Raw genomic sequence first — 17,012 nt, 5'->3', positions numbered from 1 at the left:
TATTTATTATTATTTTTGTCAAAATTTTGAGGAATATTATTTCCCTGTATACCAAATTAAGTTTATGGATTTTAAAAACAAATTTGAAGAGATAAGGCCATATAGAGATCACGAACTTAAGTCAGTGATTTCCGAATTACTTCAAGATGAAACATTCTTGAAAGTCATTGACTCAATATTCCCTGATCAGAACGAAAAAAAGGCAATTCTTGAAATATTTGCTTCAGTCAATACAGTGGAGCAATTTCAATATGAAATTATACGACCATTAGTAGACAAAGTTGCTAAAATGTCTTCTGATGGATTTCAACTCCTTGGAAAAGAGCGTTTCGATACAGAGAAGAGTCATGTCTTTATCTCGAATCACAGAGATATTGTTCTAGACCCGGCACTACTAAATGTCGGTATTATTAAACAAGATTTTAGAGCAACAGAGATCGCCATTGGAAGCAACCTTCTTATTTACAAATGGATCACGGATCTTGTGAAATTGAACCGAAGTTTTGTTGTAAAAAGAGATATTCCTGTCAAACAGATGATGGAAGCTTCTGAAACACTTTCCAATTATATCCGTACCAATATTCTAGAACTTAACCGTTCTGTATGGATTGCTCAAAAAGAGGGAAGAAGCAAAGACGGAGTAGATAGAACACAAGTAGCACTTCTAAAAATGCTCAACATCAGCAACCCTGATAGCACCGTAAAACAAGGATTTATCGATCTTGATGTGATTCCTATATCTCTTTCTTATGAGATTGAGCCTTGTGGCGAATTAAAGGTTCTTGAGCTTCTTCGAAAAAGACATGAGCCTGACTACAAAAAGGGCCCAGGAGAAGATCTTAAAAGCATGGGGGCTGGTATTGTAAAGAATAAAGGACGAATAGTATTCCAATTCGGGGAGCCTTTAAACAAAAAGCTCAGTGAGATTGAAGACCTGAAAAATAAAAACAAACAACTGAAAATAGTTGCAGAACTTATGGATCAGGCCATCATCGAGAATTACAAACTATGGCCTTTTAACTTCATTGCATTTGATCAATTGAATAAAACGGATCGCTTTAGCAATGAATATACCACCAAGGATATCGAAAAGTTTGAGAAGCTTACAAAAGAGAGCTTAAGCATCATTAAAGAACACCATAATGAAGCATTGGAACTTTGGCTTCAGATGTATTCCAACCCAGTACAAAGTAAGATAGACTTTAAATATCTTTAATCAAAATAAAAAAGCACATCTCACGATGTGCTTTTTTAAACTACTATGGTTATGCTAATTTAGAACTATTTAATTATACTAACACCTTATCTACGTCGCAGTAAGGCAGATCAAAAGCTTCTGATACACCTTGATAAACAACCTGTCCATCCACAATATTAAGACCTAATTTAAGTGCTGGATCTTCTTTACAAGCAGTTTTCCAACCTTTATTTGCCAATTTAATTGCATAAGGCAATGTCGCATTGGTTAAAGCCAAAGTAGATGTGCGAGGCACAGCACCAGGCATATTTGCTACAGAGTAATGAATCACGCCATCTATTTCAAATACTGGATTATCATGTGTCGTAGGATATGTAGTCTCGATACAACCTCCTTGATCGATTGCTACATCTACTAAAACAGTCCCTTTCTGCATGGTTGGCAACATATCTTTTGTAACCAAATTTGGAGCTACAGCACCAGGAATAAGGACTGCACCAACAATTACATCATGTGATTGAACCATATGACGAATATTATATTCGTTTGACATCATAGTCTTCACATTTGCTGGCATCACATCATCCAAATACCTTAGACGCTTAAGGTTAACATCCATTATGGTCACGTCAGCACCAAGTCCTGCAGCCATTTTTGCCGCTTCTGTACCTACAATACCACCACCGATAACCAATACTTTTGCAGGTGGAACACCAGCAACACCACCCATCAAAACTCCTCTACCACCAAAAAGTTTCTCAAGATATTTTGCACCCTCTTGAATAGACATACGCCCTGCAACTTCAGACATAGGGACTAAAAGAGGCAGCGATCTATCGTCAAGTTCAACAGTTTCGTAAGCCAAACAAACTCCTTTCTGCTTAATCATAGCATGTGTCAAAGGTTCACACGAAGCAAAGTGGAAATAGGTATAAACAAGCTGTCCTTCACGTATAAGAGCATATTCTGATTCAATAGGTTCTTTCACCTTAATAATCATTTCAGCAATCTTATACACCTCTTCAATCGTAGGTAGAATAGTTGCACCAGCAGCTTCGAACTCTTTATCTTCGAAACCACTTCCCATACCCGCAGTATGTTGTACATATACAGTATGACCATATTTGATCATCTCTGCAGCCCCTGCTGGGGTTAACGAAACTCTGTTTTCGTTATTTTTAATCTCCTTTGGAACTCCTATAATCATAGCGTATTATTTTTAAGCGATATCTCAAAAGTAAGCGTCATCTATTTCTCAATATATGATTTTTATTAGGTCCATTTTAAGGACAAAAAAAACAGACTAAACGTTCTATTCATTCATTGAAACTTTTTTCACCAAAAACACTACAAATAATCTGATTTTGAAGAGGATAAAGGATAAATGGTAAGAAATACGAATTTGAAGTCGCAAAATTATAACTTACCTTTGTTCGGTTATTCATGTCGTATAACACTTTTTAGTACTCTAAAATTAAGAGTATATACTGTTATAAACATTTTATTATTATGCCAGAAATTTCAATTCGAGGAAAGCAACTACCTGAATCTTCTATTCGCAAGTTGGTCCCTTTTGCTGATGCGGCAAAAGACAAAGGAGTACATGTATTCCATCTTAATATTGGACAACCTGATATTAAAACACCCGCCCATGCTATTGAAAGAATCAAAAACTTTGATTTTGATCTGATTCCTTACGGCAACTCCGCCGGAAACCTTTCTTATCGAACAAAGCTGGCCAAGTACTATCAATCACACAATCTCGATGTAGAAGCACGAAATATCTTAGTGACAACGGGTGGGTCTGAGGCAATCAGTTTCGCATTCAAAGCTTGTTTCAATCCAGGAGACGAAATTATTATTCCAGAACCATTTTATGCAAACTACCTCTCTTTTGCACAAGAGTCAGACATTGTAATTAAAACGGTAACCTCCACCATGGAAGACGGGTTTAAACTTCCTGCGATAGAGAAGTTCGAAGAGGTTATCACCGATAGAACCAAAGGAATATTTATATGTAACCCAAGCAATCCTACTGGCTATCTATACACCAAGGAGGAGCTTCATGCATTAGAATTAATCGTCAAAAAGCACGACCTTTATCTTCTATCGGATGAAGTATATAATGAGTTTGTCTATGATGGAAAAAAACACTGCTCGGTACTATCGCTTGAGAATATCAAAGAGAATGTAATCATGATTGATTCTGTCTCAAAACACTTTAGTGCTTGTGGGGTAAGAATAGGTTCTTTGGTTTCTCACAACAAAAATGTGATCAATACAATACTAAAGTTTGCAATGGCACGTCTCTGTCCTCCAATATTAGGACAAGAAGTGGCGGAAGCTGCTTTCGATTCCCCTCCAGAATATATCCAAGAGGTATATAAGGAATATTTGAAAAGAAGAGACTACTGTATCAATCGTCTGAACAACATGAATGGTGTCTATGCTCCAATGCCACAAGGTGCATTCTACTCTATTGTTCGACTGCCAATAGACCATTGTGATAAGTTCTGTCAATGGCTTCTTGAATCATTTTCCTTCAGAAAACAAACCATTATGTTGGCTCCAGCGACTGGATTCTATAAAACAGAAGGAGCAGGAATCAATGAAGTAAGAATTGCCTTTGTCCTAAAAGTAGAAGATCTAGAAAAAGCGCTAGACTGTCTTGAAGAAGCTTTAAAAGTTTATCCTGGACGCACGAATAAATAAGGGTTATCCCTCTCTTAGGTATTTAAAACCACTCAATAAAAGGACTATTGAGTGGTTTTGTTTTATTCGACAACAATTTGTCCATAAGGTATTGTCCACAAACATTGAATCCATTACAACGTGGATAAATATAATTAGATATCAGTATCACGTTGTCTTGTAAGTTACAATTTTAAAGCAACCTTCATCCTCATCGACCTATCTCTTAATGGCAATTGTATGTAACTATAGTTGACTCCAGATTCTGTACCTATCTTATATTGATCTTGATCAAATAAATTAGACACCACAAAAGAAAAATCCCATCGCTTACCAGGACTAAATCGCAATTCTGCATCCATAAAAAAATAATTACTAAACCTCTCTTTAGACAACTCTCTCTGGGTATAGTCTCCTACCATTGATAAAATAACTGTTTTAAATGGGTACAAATGAAAATCTACTCTATGGGTAAAGCTTCTCAAAGGATCTGTCACCACCTCCTCATACTTTTGCCACATATAGTTTCCTACTAGGTTATAATCCAAAGAGAACCATTTATATTTCTTAAATATCGTCGTAAAAGTTCCTGTTACTATTTGAGAACGGTTATAAAACTGTTCTCCATTTTGCGAGAACAGCGATTTATAATTATTGTAATCTCCTTTCAATTTAAAAGTCAAACCTGTTCCGTATAAAGTCTTATCGATTATCCCACTAACATATAGGAACTCACTTTCATTGCTTCCCCAAGTAGGAAGTATCTCTGTTAACTGAGAAGAATAACGATAATCATGGTATTGATGAGACCAATTCTTATAATATGTTCCACTCAAACTACTAAAAAACATCGTAGCCAAATCTTTATACATAATACTTCCTCCTGTTTGAAAACGAGAAACGCGATCAAACCATTGATCCATATCTGATTGATTTCTATACAACGTTCGATAATCCTTAAAAAACGGTGTTTGTGTTACCACCAAATCATTTGATACATCACTATCGTAAGAAGCATCCAAACGAAACTCCCATAGATCCAAATGTTCATAATTAAAATAAATCTTCGGAATATAAGAGATGTAGTAATGATACTGATTCTCAGAACTTGTTTCCCAACCCAATTTTTCAACTTTAAAAGGAAGTTCAAAATGAACATACCCTCCCCTAAAACGCCACCTATAAGATGGGGTCATCCCAAGACTATATTCACTCTTCGTTTGGTCTCCCGACACGCTTGTGTCTAAAGGATTGCCCACAAAATCATAAGTTCCTATCGAACTTAAATGATCTTGTTTCAACAGATAATGTAGTCTTAGTTTCAGTTCCCTTTTACTATGAAGAGAACCTATTCCAACCTCGCCTTTGGCAACCCAATAATTTCGATCGGCCACTTGATGTAGCCAAGGGCTAGTTTCCTTCTTAGATGAAGACGCATTCCAAACATCCATCTTACTTTCACCATCATAATATCTCAACAGCATACGCATAGAAAAGAGCCACTTCTCCTTTCTTAATGACATATCTAGCGTGTTATCCATAAAATTAGGAGACTGCCGATTCACCTGTTTACGATGAACTCCATTATTTGTTACACTAAAGTCTTGTTTCTGCCACGAAAAGGAGGCCTTCATCTTATCTTCTAGATAGAATTGGTCTCCATTATGCTCAATTTGCAACTGGGGCACCACCCTATTAGTCTTATAAACACCCTGTTGAAATGTCTGAACAGTCACAGGATTATCTACACCATAACGCTGATACATCAGACAAGACTGATCTGTAGCATCCCCATAATAAGATGTATTGACTCTAAATTCGGTATGTTTTGAAAGCGAAAAGAGTTCATTTACCCCTAAGCATAACGAGTTGTTATCCAGATATCGTGATGTTGGCAATGGGATCTGTTGTGCTACCAATTCACCATAAAGATCCTCAGGAAGAGGGTCAAACGTTGATTGGTTTGAATAATCTAATCGATTACTCGTTTCTCCCGATATATCTTTTCCTATATTATTCATCTTTCCTGTAATAAGTGCTTGATGTTTCGGATTTACCCTCATCAGAAAAACACTATTATCCCAAGAGGTCCAAGGAGTACCTATACCCCCTTTTACCTCACCAAACATTCGCATCTTATGCCCCTTCTTAATAGTAACATTTAATGCCGCCTGTCTCGGAGGAGCTGTCCCCTCTAATGCTCGTTTATGCTGGTGATGCTCCATAATCTGAACCTGTGCTACAGCATCCACAGGCAAACTATTGGTCGCTTGATTATAAGCACCTCCCAAAAGATCTTTCCCTTCAATATAAAAGCGACTGATCGCTTCGCCTTGATACTTTACCGTACCATTCTTACTTACCTCAATACCTGGAAGTTTCTTCAATACATCCCCAATTGTTCGATCTTTCTTCTCTACAAATGACCCTATATTATATCGAATCGTATCTTTTGTTCCTTTTATTGGAGGTACATGAACAGTGACTTGAGCAATTTTCTGTACTTTCGTATATAACTTAATTCGGTGTTCTTGCATCGCCTCTATATAAGGAATGGAATGGATTTTATACCCCATATGTGCATATGTAACACGCTTTGCAATAGGATACGCTTTGATATGATAGCTCCCTTTGGTATCCGTAAGAAAATATCCCAACATTTTTCCCGATACATCATAGAGCTTGCATATAACATTGGGAATAGGCTTTAAACTCTTAGCATCTACCACGACCCCCTCTAAACCTTTCGTTTTCTCTGCATACCCTCTTGAAGAGAAAGTACAGATTATCCCTATTACAATCGTAATATATTTTCTCATCTCTTACTTTAACTCCATAGGATTATATGATTTAGGCTTAATTTGTGCAATATCTTCTGCCGTTAATTTGTCATTGGGAAAAGCTTGTTGCATCGCTTGAGCAGGAAATTCTCTGCTATGTTTATAAATCTTTCGACAACGGGATCTTGTGGAAGAAACCACTTTCTCTCCATCTCTTTTATATATCAATTGAAGATGCTCGACTGGATATAATCCATTTAATCGAAAATGATAATGAAATTGCGTATCATGAACATCCATAATTAATCCAGGTAGGCCACCAAAGACATCCGGACCATATGGCATGGAAATATCCTCTGCAAACCACGCTTCGTAATCACGTCCTCGATAATGACATGTTGCCATTGTACATTTGTAATCAAGAATGACACTATCCTTTTCTGTAATTACCCATTCAAACGTGGGAATACTATCGCTATATTCATAGATCGTAGGATAAATATTATGTCTCCGTACTAATTGGTCTTCCTGAACACCATAAAGAATCGTTTTGTAATAGTTACGTCTCTTCAAAGCAGACATGTATTTCATCATTCCCTCCATCGCACTCAGGGATTTTACGGCACAATCATCATTCACAGAGTCCGAAAGAAATTCATTATAGTCCTTAAAACATCTACAATGGTTACCAACTTGCAGAAAAGTCTGTGCATGACTAATTTTATCAGGTTTATTGGGATTTTTACGGAAATCTAAAGTATAAAAGATGTCCACTTTAGCCGTATCAATAATCTTCTTCTCAATTAATTGAAAACTCAGACTACTTACATCTCCATCTATCGTTTGAGAATAAACATGACCAATCATAAAGAAAAAGGTAACGAATAATAATTTTTTCATAATAATTTTATTTTGTAAGTTCTAACACCTAGTTCATAAACGGAATAAACTAAATGATAACGAATTGCAACAAGAAGATAATCCAACACAAATTTAATGGATACAAATCACCATATTGTATTTCAAAATCAGGTCGCATATACCATAAGTTAAGAAGGTCAATAGAGTCTATTCCATCGAATCAATCGATGTATAGACACATTCTAGTTCCATCCAAAGACATTAGGTCAGTTCCCATCTAATTGGTACACCATCAATAAATGTACATAAAATATCATTAATTAACAGTAATTGTGTAAGATCCTGTTCATTGACAAAGTCATGACAGTGTCTTCATTCTCAATAGATACAATCCTTCAAACCTTTAATAATAGGGACCTCATTCTATCTTTGGCTACATATACGATACACATTGGTTAGGGTTCGTTTACCCAATCGATGGAGAAAGGGTAACCAAAGGGTAAAGGAAGGGTAAAGGAAAGGTATCCAAAGTAAGGCTTAAAGTAGGATCAATAGACAAAGATTGTACGAGCAATTAAAAATCATTATCTACGATTTCAGAAGAAGACTATATGATATAAAAGTCAAGATAGAAGATCTCAGATAGATTGCACAAAAAAATAGAAGAGAGAAAGAGTGTATAATAGGAAGGATGTAATGAATGCACTTTTACATAAATATAGCTAAAACGTGATTTTTGGCATATTATTTGTTTTAATCTATTTAACTTTTAAAAACATTTATTACAATAAATTGAGTCAATAAACTATACTATGAAAATATTTACACTCATTGCATTCATTATGATGATTACCTCTTTTACCATCAAAGCGCAAGAAGGAGGAACCATGGATCAGTTTAAAATAAACCTTCTTACCCCAGGTATTGGATACGAAAAGAAGTTAGGAACCAAAGGAACATTAGACCTTACAGCAACAGGATATTTTTCTTGGGTAGGCAGTGATACATATATTAAACCCTCTATAGATATAGGGTATCGATACTATTACAACATTCTTAGAAGAGAATCAAGAGGCAGAAATATAAAGGGAAATAGTGCGAGCTTTTTGATCGCGAGCATAGGTTATACACACAGAAACATTACAAAAAGCAAATATTTATACAATACGAATCCTATTGGATTTGATTGCAAACTACAATGGGGAATACGACGTACTTTCAATTGGTTTTACCTAGAAGGAAAAGCAGGAGGGTGTAAGCAATGGTGGCATCATACAGATCTAAATATTACGACACAAGAACCTATTGGTTTTCTTGGAGAGCTTACCATTGGATTTTTAATACAATAGATAAAGTGCAACAAATCTAACATCCAAATCAAAACAGATCCCTTTAGAAATAACCAATATATAGATAAGATTATTCTTGTATGATAGGATTCTAAAAGAATATGAAAGAGTGGAATCATTGTATGGTTTCCACCCAAAATCTTATACAATAGATCAAGCTGCTTGTTCGGATTCATAACCAAGCAGCTTGAATAAATCGATTTTAAAAAGCTTGAATAAAATTTATTCTAGAATATACACCAGGGGAAGCGTGCGATCCATATTCGAAGTCCATATCTACCATCTTCACTTGTGAATTTTCTGTCAAAGTAAAAGTAATAATACCCAAACAAGTCTTTGCTCCACTAGATCCCATATGTTCTGTGAGTGTTTCGGAGTCATTAATTTTAATTTTTAATGTCTCGGATTCTAATCCCACCACCTCAATATCAAGAAACAATGTTTTATTCAAAATAAGAACTAGTTCCTCAACAGTGAGATTTTCTTGTAGTTTATTTCCAACTTTTTTAAAAGCGACATCATTCACTTCAGTATCCCACACCGAGGTCCAAATGCTCGTGGATGGGAAGTTCTTTGGACGATCTGCTTTCGCGAATAAAGAACACCAAAGTGATAGTACAACAAACAAATAGATTTTCGTAGAATGCCACATAGTGATTTCAATTAAGTATGGTTTTTGTTCAGTTTATATATCTTCAGCAACCGCACCAGATCCTCTCATCAGAGATTTATACTTTCGTGATGGAGAAGAGACAAAAGGGCCTAACTCTAAACTTTCCCATCTCATATCAATTTGTTCAATCATCTCATCATCAGAAACTACTGGATTTGGCCACAATCGTTTAAAATTATCATGTAATGAAGTCTTTCTAGTTCCATCAATAATCATTCGACTAGGTGCATTAGGAACCATTGGTTCATGAATAGAACAATCTCTTATTGGATCGATATTGCCAGAACAGTACCAACTAACAAAATCATAATCATCAATACAAACTCCACGATCTACAATGACAATGAATTTGGCTAGTGCGAAAGATTTTTCATTTAAAATATATTGCTTTAGATCATTTAGATCCATATTTGATCGTTTGTCAATAGAAATGATGATAACAGATATCTCCTGTTCAATTAGACTTCCATTGACCTTAACAATATATTCAGGCATAGAAGTTGGCTGCACAAAAGTTCCTTTTTTGTCTAATGCCACACAGTGATCAAAGCCTTGTAACTCTTCATCTAGTTTTTCGGTTGCATCGACACCCATTTTAGAGCCGTAAGCAAAAGCATTAGAAGAGTGATCAAGTACGTCCATTGGCCCTCTAGAGAAAAAGATATCTCTAGACACTTCTACTTTCTGAGATATTATTCGAGCCATTCGTCTATAACTATGAACATTAGGAGCTGACTCATCAGTGATAACCATCACCTTATTAAACATCATCTGCCCTGCTCCCCACATACTATATGCCACTTTATGAGCTTGACCAGAAAATGTCTTATTGATTTGTGCCAAAGTAATATTGTGGGCAACCCCAGCTGGAGGTAAATCCATATCCAATATTTCAGGAACCATTACCAATTTCATTGGAGCTAAGAATATTCTCTCCGATGCTCGCTGAATGTATGCATCTTCCATCGGTGGGATTCCTACGATTGTAGCAGGATAGATTGCACGATCCTTATACGTAATACAAGTAACATGAAATTTTGGGTACCAATCTGCCAAAGAGTAGAATCCAGTATGATCCCCGAATGGTCCTTCCCACACAAGCTCTTCTTGAGGATCTACAAACCCTTCAATAATGATATCAGCATCTGCAGGGACATATAGATCATTGGTGATACATTTAACAAGGTTTACAGATTCATCTCTTAAGAAACCAGCCAATAAATATTCGTCAATATTATCTGGCAAAGGAGCCGTCGCAGAAAACATAAGAGAAGGATCTCCGCCTAATACGACAGATACAGGCATTTTTGTCCCTAATTCTTTATGTCTATTGTAGTGTCTAGCACCAGTCTTATGCTTATGCCAATGCATACCAGTAGTATTCTTATCCAATACTTGCATACGATACATTCCTACATTCCGTATGTTGGTATCTGGATCTTCCGTAACCACACAAGGAAGGGTTATAAATGGGCCACCATCGGCAGGCCAACATCTTAAGACAGGAAGCGTCGTAAGGTCGACGTCATCACCTTTAAAGATATTCTCTTGACATCTCCCTCTACTATTAGAACGTTTAGGCATCCAAGAGGATACATTTTTTAGGGTTGGAATCATTTTAAACTTGTCAATCCAGCTAAGTTTAGGAGAGGTTAGTTCGGAGAAGACTTTATCTATTCTCTCACCCACCTGATCAAGAGTAAAACATCCCAAAGCCATAGACATTCTTTTGGTAGATCCCATAGCATTGATAAGAATAGGGAAATCCGTACCATTATTTTCAAATAATAGTGCCTTTCCCCCTCCCTTACTTTTCGAGAACCTGTCCACAATTTCCGTAATCTCCATATCAGGAGTTACATACTCTTTCACTCTGATTAATTCACCCTCTTGATCCAATAGATCAACAAACTCTGCTAATTCTCTAAATGCCATTTATATAAGTTTAAAATAACGCCATCATCTGATAGTTTCACTCGTCTCTAATCACTTAGAAATAATTAGTGTGAAAAGTACAAATTAATGAAGATTGTTTGGCATTTTATTTTCCTAATATTTCATCTTATACTCAAATAAATAAGATAAACTTTTTCATACACACTCTTTTTCACTTACTTTTGCCTAAAATCAAAACGATATTAGGCACGAATATGTGTTTAATTCGGAAATAAGATAGTTACCAATAATAATACATGTAATAACGTGAAAAATATCATTTCAGATTTACTACAACGTGAAGCACAGGCAGTATTAAACATACCACAAGACAACGACTTCGAAAAAGCCATTCTAATTATCGAAGAGCGTGTACAAAAACTTGGTGGAAAACTGGTAACCAGTGGCATGGGAAAAGCAGGACAGATTGCTTTGAATATTTCTACGACATTCTGTTCTACGGGAACTCCGTCTATCTTTCTTCACCCAAGTGAAGCGCAACATGGAGATCTTGGTGTAATTCAACCTAATGATGTTCTTCTTCTTATATCAAACTCAGGACGTACTAGTGAAATTGTTGCACTAGTCCATTTAGCAGAAAACCTTTATCCTGGGCTTCCTTTGATTGTAATCACATCAAAGTCAGATAGCGATCTTGCAGAAGTTGCAGATATTGTTCTCCTTACTGGTAATCCAAAAGAGTTATGTCCATTAGGATTGACACCAAGCACTTCGACCACGACCATGACAGTTATTGGAGATATTTTGGTTAATTTGATGATGAAGAAGATCAATTTCACCAATGAACAGTATGCCAAAAGACATCATGGAGGTTATCTTGGAGAGAAATCTAAGCGTCAATCAAAGAAACAATAACTGATTTAATTTCCATCAATACTATGAAAATAACAAAAGACAATTCAGTTGCACTTATCATTGACCTACAGGAGAAGTTGATTCCTGTAATGCAAAAAGCAAAGGATACGATTAAGAACAATAAAATTGTAATATCTGGTTTAGAAGCATTGGAGATACCCACTATTTTTTCTCAACAATATCCTCAAGGACTAGGAACAACAGTTCAAGAAATTGTAGAGAAAACAAGCGCATTCCAAAGCTTTGATAAGACAGACTTTAGCTGTTTCAAACACGATATGTTTCAGAGTTTTCTAAATGCCAACGAAGCAAAAAATGTGATTATTACGGGAATAGAGTCTCATATCTGTGTTCTTCAAACAGCAATAGATTTAAAAGATGCAGGATATAATCCCATCGTGGTAGTCGATGCTATTGATTCAAGAAAAAAGATCAATAAAAAAATGGCAATCAAACGATTTGAAATGGAAGGCATTATGCTAACAACTGTTGAATCAATTCTATTTGAGTTAACAGAATCTGCCAAAGCACCAGCATTCAAAACGATCTCTAAATTAATCAAATAAAACACCTCTTCATGGACCCATTTAATATGAGTCCATGAAGTTCTGTATTTCGACTTCTCTTGAGGGATTAAAACAAATTTAGAGATATCATTCCCCACCCTAATTTGTAATGTGACTTAAAGTCCTTCGACTCACAAAACTTGGAACCTCATCATAGTTTTTTCTATTTGGACGCAAACTTCAGTTCTATTATATCATTAAGTAGGTAGCCTCATTCAACACTTCAATTTGAGATAAATTTTATTTTCACACACCTCTTGTACCTTGTCATACGCAAAACCTGTTTTAACAATATTTAACATCGCATTATCAAGTATGAATAATGGCACAAATAGTACAGAACGATCCGACACACCACCACATAAACACCTAACACACACGTTATCAAAAGATAACATAATATTTCAATACATAAACCATGTTTGTATTTATGATTAAAGTCACTAACTCGCCTATTGTAAATGTATAACTTAATTAAACAACCTAAATTTATCTATATGAAAAATTTTACTTTTCTAGTGTTTTTGATTGCTATTAGTTTAGTAACTACTGCACAACCCAAAAAGAAATCGCACTGCTCCAATAGCGATCAATATCGAGCATTTATGGAGCATCTAGCAAAAGATCCAGGACTTTCTAAGAAAGTGGAACAATCCATGTTTGACGGGAAAAAGACCTTAAAACTAGACTTAGACGCAGATAGGAAATATGTGATTCCGATTGTTTTTCACGTAATTCACGACTATGGAGTGGAGAACATTTCTGATGAAAAAATCATGGAGGCCCTCTCAATTATCAACAAGGATTATGCGGCAATTAATGAAGATATGAATCAGATTGTGGATCGATTTAATGGTTCTGTAGGAATACCAAACATCGAGTTTCGATTGGCAAAAGTAGATCCTTTAGGCAATTATACAACGGGAATTACGCGAGATGTATCTCCTCTTACAATTAATGGAAGCTGGGATCATCCTGAAGTTAAAAGAATTAACAGCTGGCCTCATGAAAAATATTTAAATATTTGGATTGTAAGAAGTTCTGATGGAGGGAATGGTTCGGCTTGGGCATATCTACCATACCAGACAGACAACGAGCAATATGCAGATCTTGATGGTATTATTATCTCTTCATGGGCTTTTGGAGCAACCACAGAAGGATATCATCGCATCTTAACTCATGAAATTGGACACTTTCTAAACCTATACCATACATGGAGTCCTTGGCTTAGTTGTGGCGAAACGTCTGCATGTAATGAAGACGACGAAGTTGCTGATACTCCAAACTGTACAGGTTATTATGGAGGTTGTGAATTAGACCATCACAGCTGCGGATCGTTAGATATGATTCAAAATTATATGGATTATGCAAAATGTCCCATTGCATTTACAAAAGGACAAGTAGAGAGAATGCACCATGCACTTCACTCTAAAGTTTCTCATCGTAATAATTTATGGAGTAAAGAAAATATCCAAAATGTATTATATCCCAAACATGCATTGGTAGATTTGGAAGGGCAAAATTTTAATGAAAGTAGTACAAACACAGGTTCATTCTCAACCACTATTACAGCCAAAATTATTGGAGATGAGTTTACTTCCGATCCATGGAATAGTTCAAATATTACGTTTAAAAATCTTCCACAAGGATTGGTTCCCGAAACAAAGAAGATTGATGAAAATCATTTCGAAATCTCTCTCTCAGGCAAGGCAATCAAACACTCCTCTGAAGATAATATTACCATAGAGGTCGAAATTAAAAGAGAAGCGCTTATTTCGAATACCACCGAGAAATGCGGTTTTGGAATCCCTATAGTATTTAGAGATCCATACAGAATGATTCACAATAAATTATCTATTTCGGTTGACGAAAATAACCCTTGGGAGTATTTTACACTTAAGAATACCTCTAATAGCTATGGTCTTTGGTATGAAAAAGGAAAACTTAGATTAGAGACGTATAAGAAAAATATTCTTTGTGAATCACAGAGTGAAAATATTACCCCACTCAATCTAGGTGTGTTGATTAATGAAGTGAGTGAAACATGGAATGAAGGAGGGAATTATCCAAATGAGCATAATTTTATAACATCACAATATAGAAGTTGGGAAGGGAAAACAGCATTTTTAGGTTTTTTTGTGACTAACGAGATGAACGAAAACCTCTATGGTTGGATGAAAGTATCAATCAATAATGCTGGTACACAAGCAGAATTAATAGAGTATGCTCTTAATACAGATCCAACAAAAGGAATCCGTGCAGGACAAATAGATTCACAGCTTCCAGTCTATAGTCAAGATACGAATACTTTTGAAGAGGATCGCGATTTGAACAATGGAACAGTCTCTACAAAAGCATCTATTACATTCTTGTCGAAATATGATATCGGTTCAGACAGAGTACTTCAACCAACTACTGATTACGAAATATCTGATGTGCCAACAGGCCTAACTTCTAAAATTGAAGTGATAGATGGAAATATATGGATTCAGTGGATGGGTACAGCTATTAAACATGAAAAGAAAGACAATAGGGATATAACCATTCAACTAAAATCCAACACCTTCGTAGGAGAGGAGAGCTATACTGAAGAGATTGTCTATCACATGAATTTTATAGATCCTTATAGAATTATTACTGGAGAATTAACAGATATACTCGTTGATAGTAGTAATAAGTGGAAATGGTTTAATCTATTTGAAGAGGGTCCTGCTTATGGAAACTGGATGTATAAGCAAAGTCATATCAAGCTTGAGACTTACAATAAGGCTTGTATTACGGAACAAGATTCAAGAAATATTCAAAGACTAAACAGGGGTGAAGTGGTCTCTGAAGATAGAAATTGGCAAAAGCCAGGTGAATATCCTGATCAATTAGATATATACCATGCTTCCTATACAAAATGGGGGAATACCGAAGGGTATATCGGGATTAAATTCTATCTTAAAGATCAATTACACTACGGATGGTTGAAAGGAAAGATGGAAGGCTATGGGGAACGCTTCCACCTTGTGGCATATGGTTATAATGAAAAGCCAAACGCGCCAATTTACGCTGGAGAAGGAGAAACAACATTACCTCTAGAGGTCGATATCGTAGCTGACAATTACCATATTGAAGAGGGAAATTCGGTACAGTTCTCACTGAATAGTAACCAAGTAGTGAATTCATGTAATTGGACCTTCGAAGGTGGTAGTCCATACACTTATAGCGGAACCACCCCACCTCGTGTCACATATAATCACAAAGGGGTTTTTAATGTCACAGCAGACATCATCTCAGGGGATCAAAATTCCACTGTATCCAAAAATGATATGGTTACTGTCACTAAAAAAGTAGTCAATGACTATTGTATTCCGAAAGTAGAGCCAAAATATTTAGGGCTAAAGATCATCAATGTTTCAGTTAACAATCAAACTTTTGATGTCAACAGAGAGGGATATATTATGTCAAGTAATGATTTCTATTTCAATCGCAACGAAACCAATATTGTTTACGTAGATATTACTCCAAAATGGGAAGGTACCTATGTCAAAGTTTGGATTGACTGGAATGGTGATAATAAATTTACCGATGAAGAGCTAGCTTGTTATATGCAAGGAACAACCTCTGCATATGGTGGTGCTATTAATATTCCAACAGATGCAGTACCACAAACTCATATGAGATGTATGCTCTATTATGGCAATAAAGACAAAAAAGCATGCGATCCTATTACATACCAAGGGATGGTTGTAGACTACACGGTTGTCATTGATAATGATAAAATCTCAACGAACATAGATCAAAACAATTCAGAAAAGGACGTTATTTATCCTAATCCAACAAAAGAATCATTTACGGTTCATTTAAAAGGATCTTCGACAATTACTATCTGTAATATAGAGGGCATTACAATGAAACAAGTGAGACTATCAAAAGGGTTAAGACAAGTTTCGGTACGGGATCTTACTCCTGGTGTATATTTTGTTAAGATAAAATCAGGCAATACCATTACAAAACATAGAATTATTATTCAATAAAATAAAAGAGTCACTACTTTCTATCTTAAAAGATATACGGTAGTGACTCCATTTTATTATT

Annotated in this window: 11 protein-coding genes; 6 read left to right on the top strand and 5 right to left on the bottom strand. The window is 35.8% G+C overall.

Translation table 11 applies throughout. The annotated features are described in order from the left end of the window. The first annotated feature begins 64 nt into the window (after nt 1–64). Nucleotides 65–1,216: a glycerol acyltransferase gene (locus K4L44_12855; GenBank protein QZE13465.1), complete on the top strand. Its 1,152-nt coding sequence runs from the start codon at nt 65–67 to the stop codon at nt 1,214–1,216. A 73-nt stretch (nt 1,217–1,289) separates the two neighbouring features. Here K4L44_12855 and ald read toward each other — a convergent pair whose 3' ends face one another. Then, nucleotides 1,290–2,405, bottom strand: coding sequence for an alanine dehydrogenase (gene ald / locus K4L44_12850; protein QZE13464.1), 1,116 nt, complete (start codon nt 2,403–2,405; stop codon nt 1,290–1,292). A 302-nt stretch (nt 2,406–2,707) separates the two neighbouring features. Here ald and K4L44_12845 point away from each other — a divergent pair, with 302 nt between their 5' ends. After that, a complete protein-coding gene (locus K4L44_12845) occupies nt 2,708–3,910 on the top strand; it encodes a pyridoxal phosphate-dependent aminotransferase (protein ID QZE13463.1) in 1,203 nt (400 codons plus the stop codon). A gap of 164 nt (nt 3,911–4,074) precedes the next feature. Here K4L44_12845 and K4L44_12840 read toward each other — a convergent pair whose 3' ends face one another. Together K4L44_12840 and K4L44_12835 are read right to left on the bottom strand one after the other, a co-directional pair. Continuing rightward, the gene (locus K4L44_12840; GenBank protein QZE13462.1) at nt 4,075–6,708 is read right to left on the bottom strand and encodes a hypothetical protein; all 2,634 of its coding nucleotides are present in this window, start codon (nt 6,706–6,708) and stop codon (nt 4,075–4,077) included. A gap of 3 nt (nt 6,709–6,711) precedes the next feature. After that, nucleotides 6,712–7,569: a GLPGLI family protein gene (locus K4L44_12835; protein QZE13461.1), complete on the bottom strand. Its 858-nt coding sequence runs from the start codon at nt 7,567–7,569 to the stop codon at nt 6,712–6,714. A gap of 773 nt (nt 7,570–8,342) precedes the next feature. On the opposite strand from K4L44_12835, the gene K4L44_12830 reads away from it, so the two are divergent. Further along, nucleotides 8,343–8,879 (top strand): hypothetical protein, encoded by a 537-nt coding sequence (locus K4L44_12830; protein QZE13460.1) that lies wholly within the window; start codon nt 8,343–8,345, stop codon nt 8,877–8,879. A gap of 202 nt (nt 8,880–9,081) precedes the next feature. Here K4L44_12830 and K4L44_12825 read toward each other — a convergent pair whose 3' ends face one another. Continuing rightward, on the bottom strand, nt 9,082–9,531 hold the full coding sequence (locus K4L44_12825; GenBank protein ID QZE13459.1) for a hypothetical protein: 450 nt from the start codon (nt 9,529–9,531) through the stop codon (nt 9,082–9,084). 33 nt (nt 9,532–9,564) lie between these two features. Then, entirely contained in the window at nt 9,565–11,487 is a 1,923-nt protein-coding gene (locus tag K4L44_12820) for a menaquinone biosynthesis decarboxylase (GenBank protein QZE13458.1), read from the bottom strand. A gap of 267 nt (nt 11,488–11,754) precedes the next feature. Between K4L44_12820 and K4L44_12815 the strand changes: the two genes are divergently transcribed. From K4L44_12815 to K4L44_12805, 3 genes are all read left to right on the top strand, one after another. Then, nucleotides 11,755–12,363: an SIS domain-containing protein gene (locus K4L44_12815; protein ID QZE13457.1), complete on the top strand. Its 609-nt coding sequence runs from the start codon at nt 11,755–11,757 to the stop codon at nt 12,361–12,363. 23 nt (nt 12,364–12,386) lie between these two features. Next, nucleotides 12,387–12,929, top strand: coding sequence for an isochorismatase family protein (locus tag K4L44_12810; GenBank protein ID QZE13456.1), 543 nt, complete (start codon nt 12,387–12,389; stop codon nt 12,927–12,929). Nucleotides 12,930–13,426: 497 nt separating this feature from the next. Continuing rightward, nucleotides 13,427–16,951, top strand: a complete 3,525-nt coding sequence (locus K4L44_12805; GenBank protein QZE13455.1) for a zinc-dependent metalloprotease — start codon at nt 13,427–13,429, stop codon at nt 16,949–16,951. Nucleotides 16,952–17,012: the final 61 nt, after the last annotated feature.

It is taken from the genome of Prolixibacteraceae bacterium (assembly GCA_019720755.1).
Taxonomy (GTDB): domain Bacteria; phylum Bacteroidota; class Bacteroidia; order Bacteroidales; family Prolixibacteraceae; genus Halosquirtibacter; species Halosquirtibacter laminarini.
The sequence above is the reverse complement of the archived record's forward strand: the minus strand, read 5'-3'. Positions and strand labels throughout refer to the sequence as shown.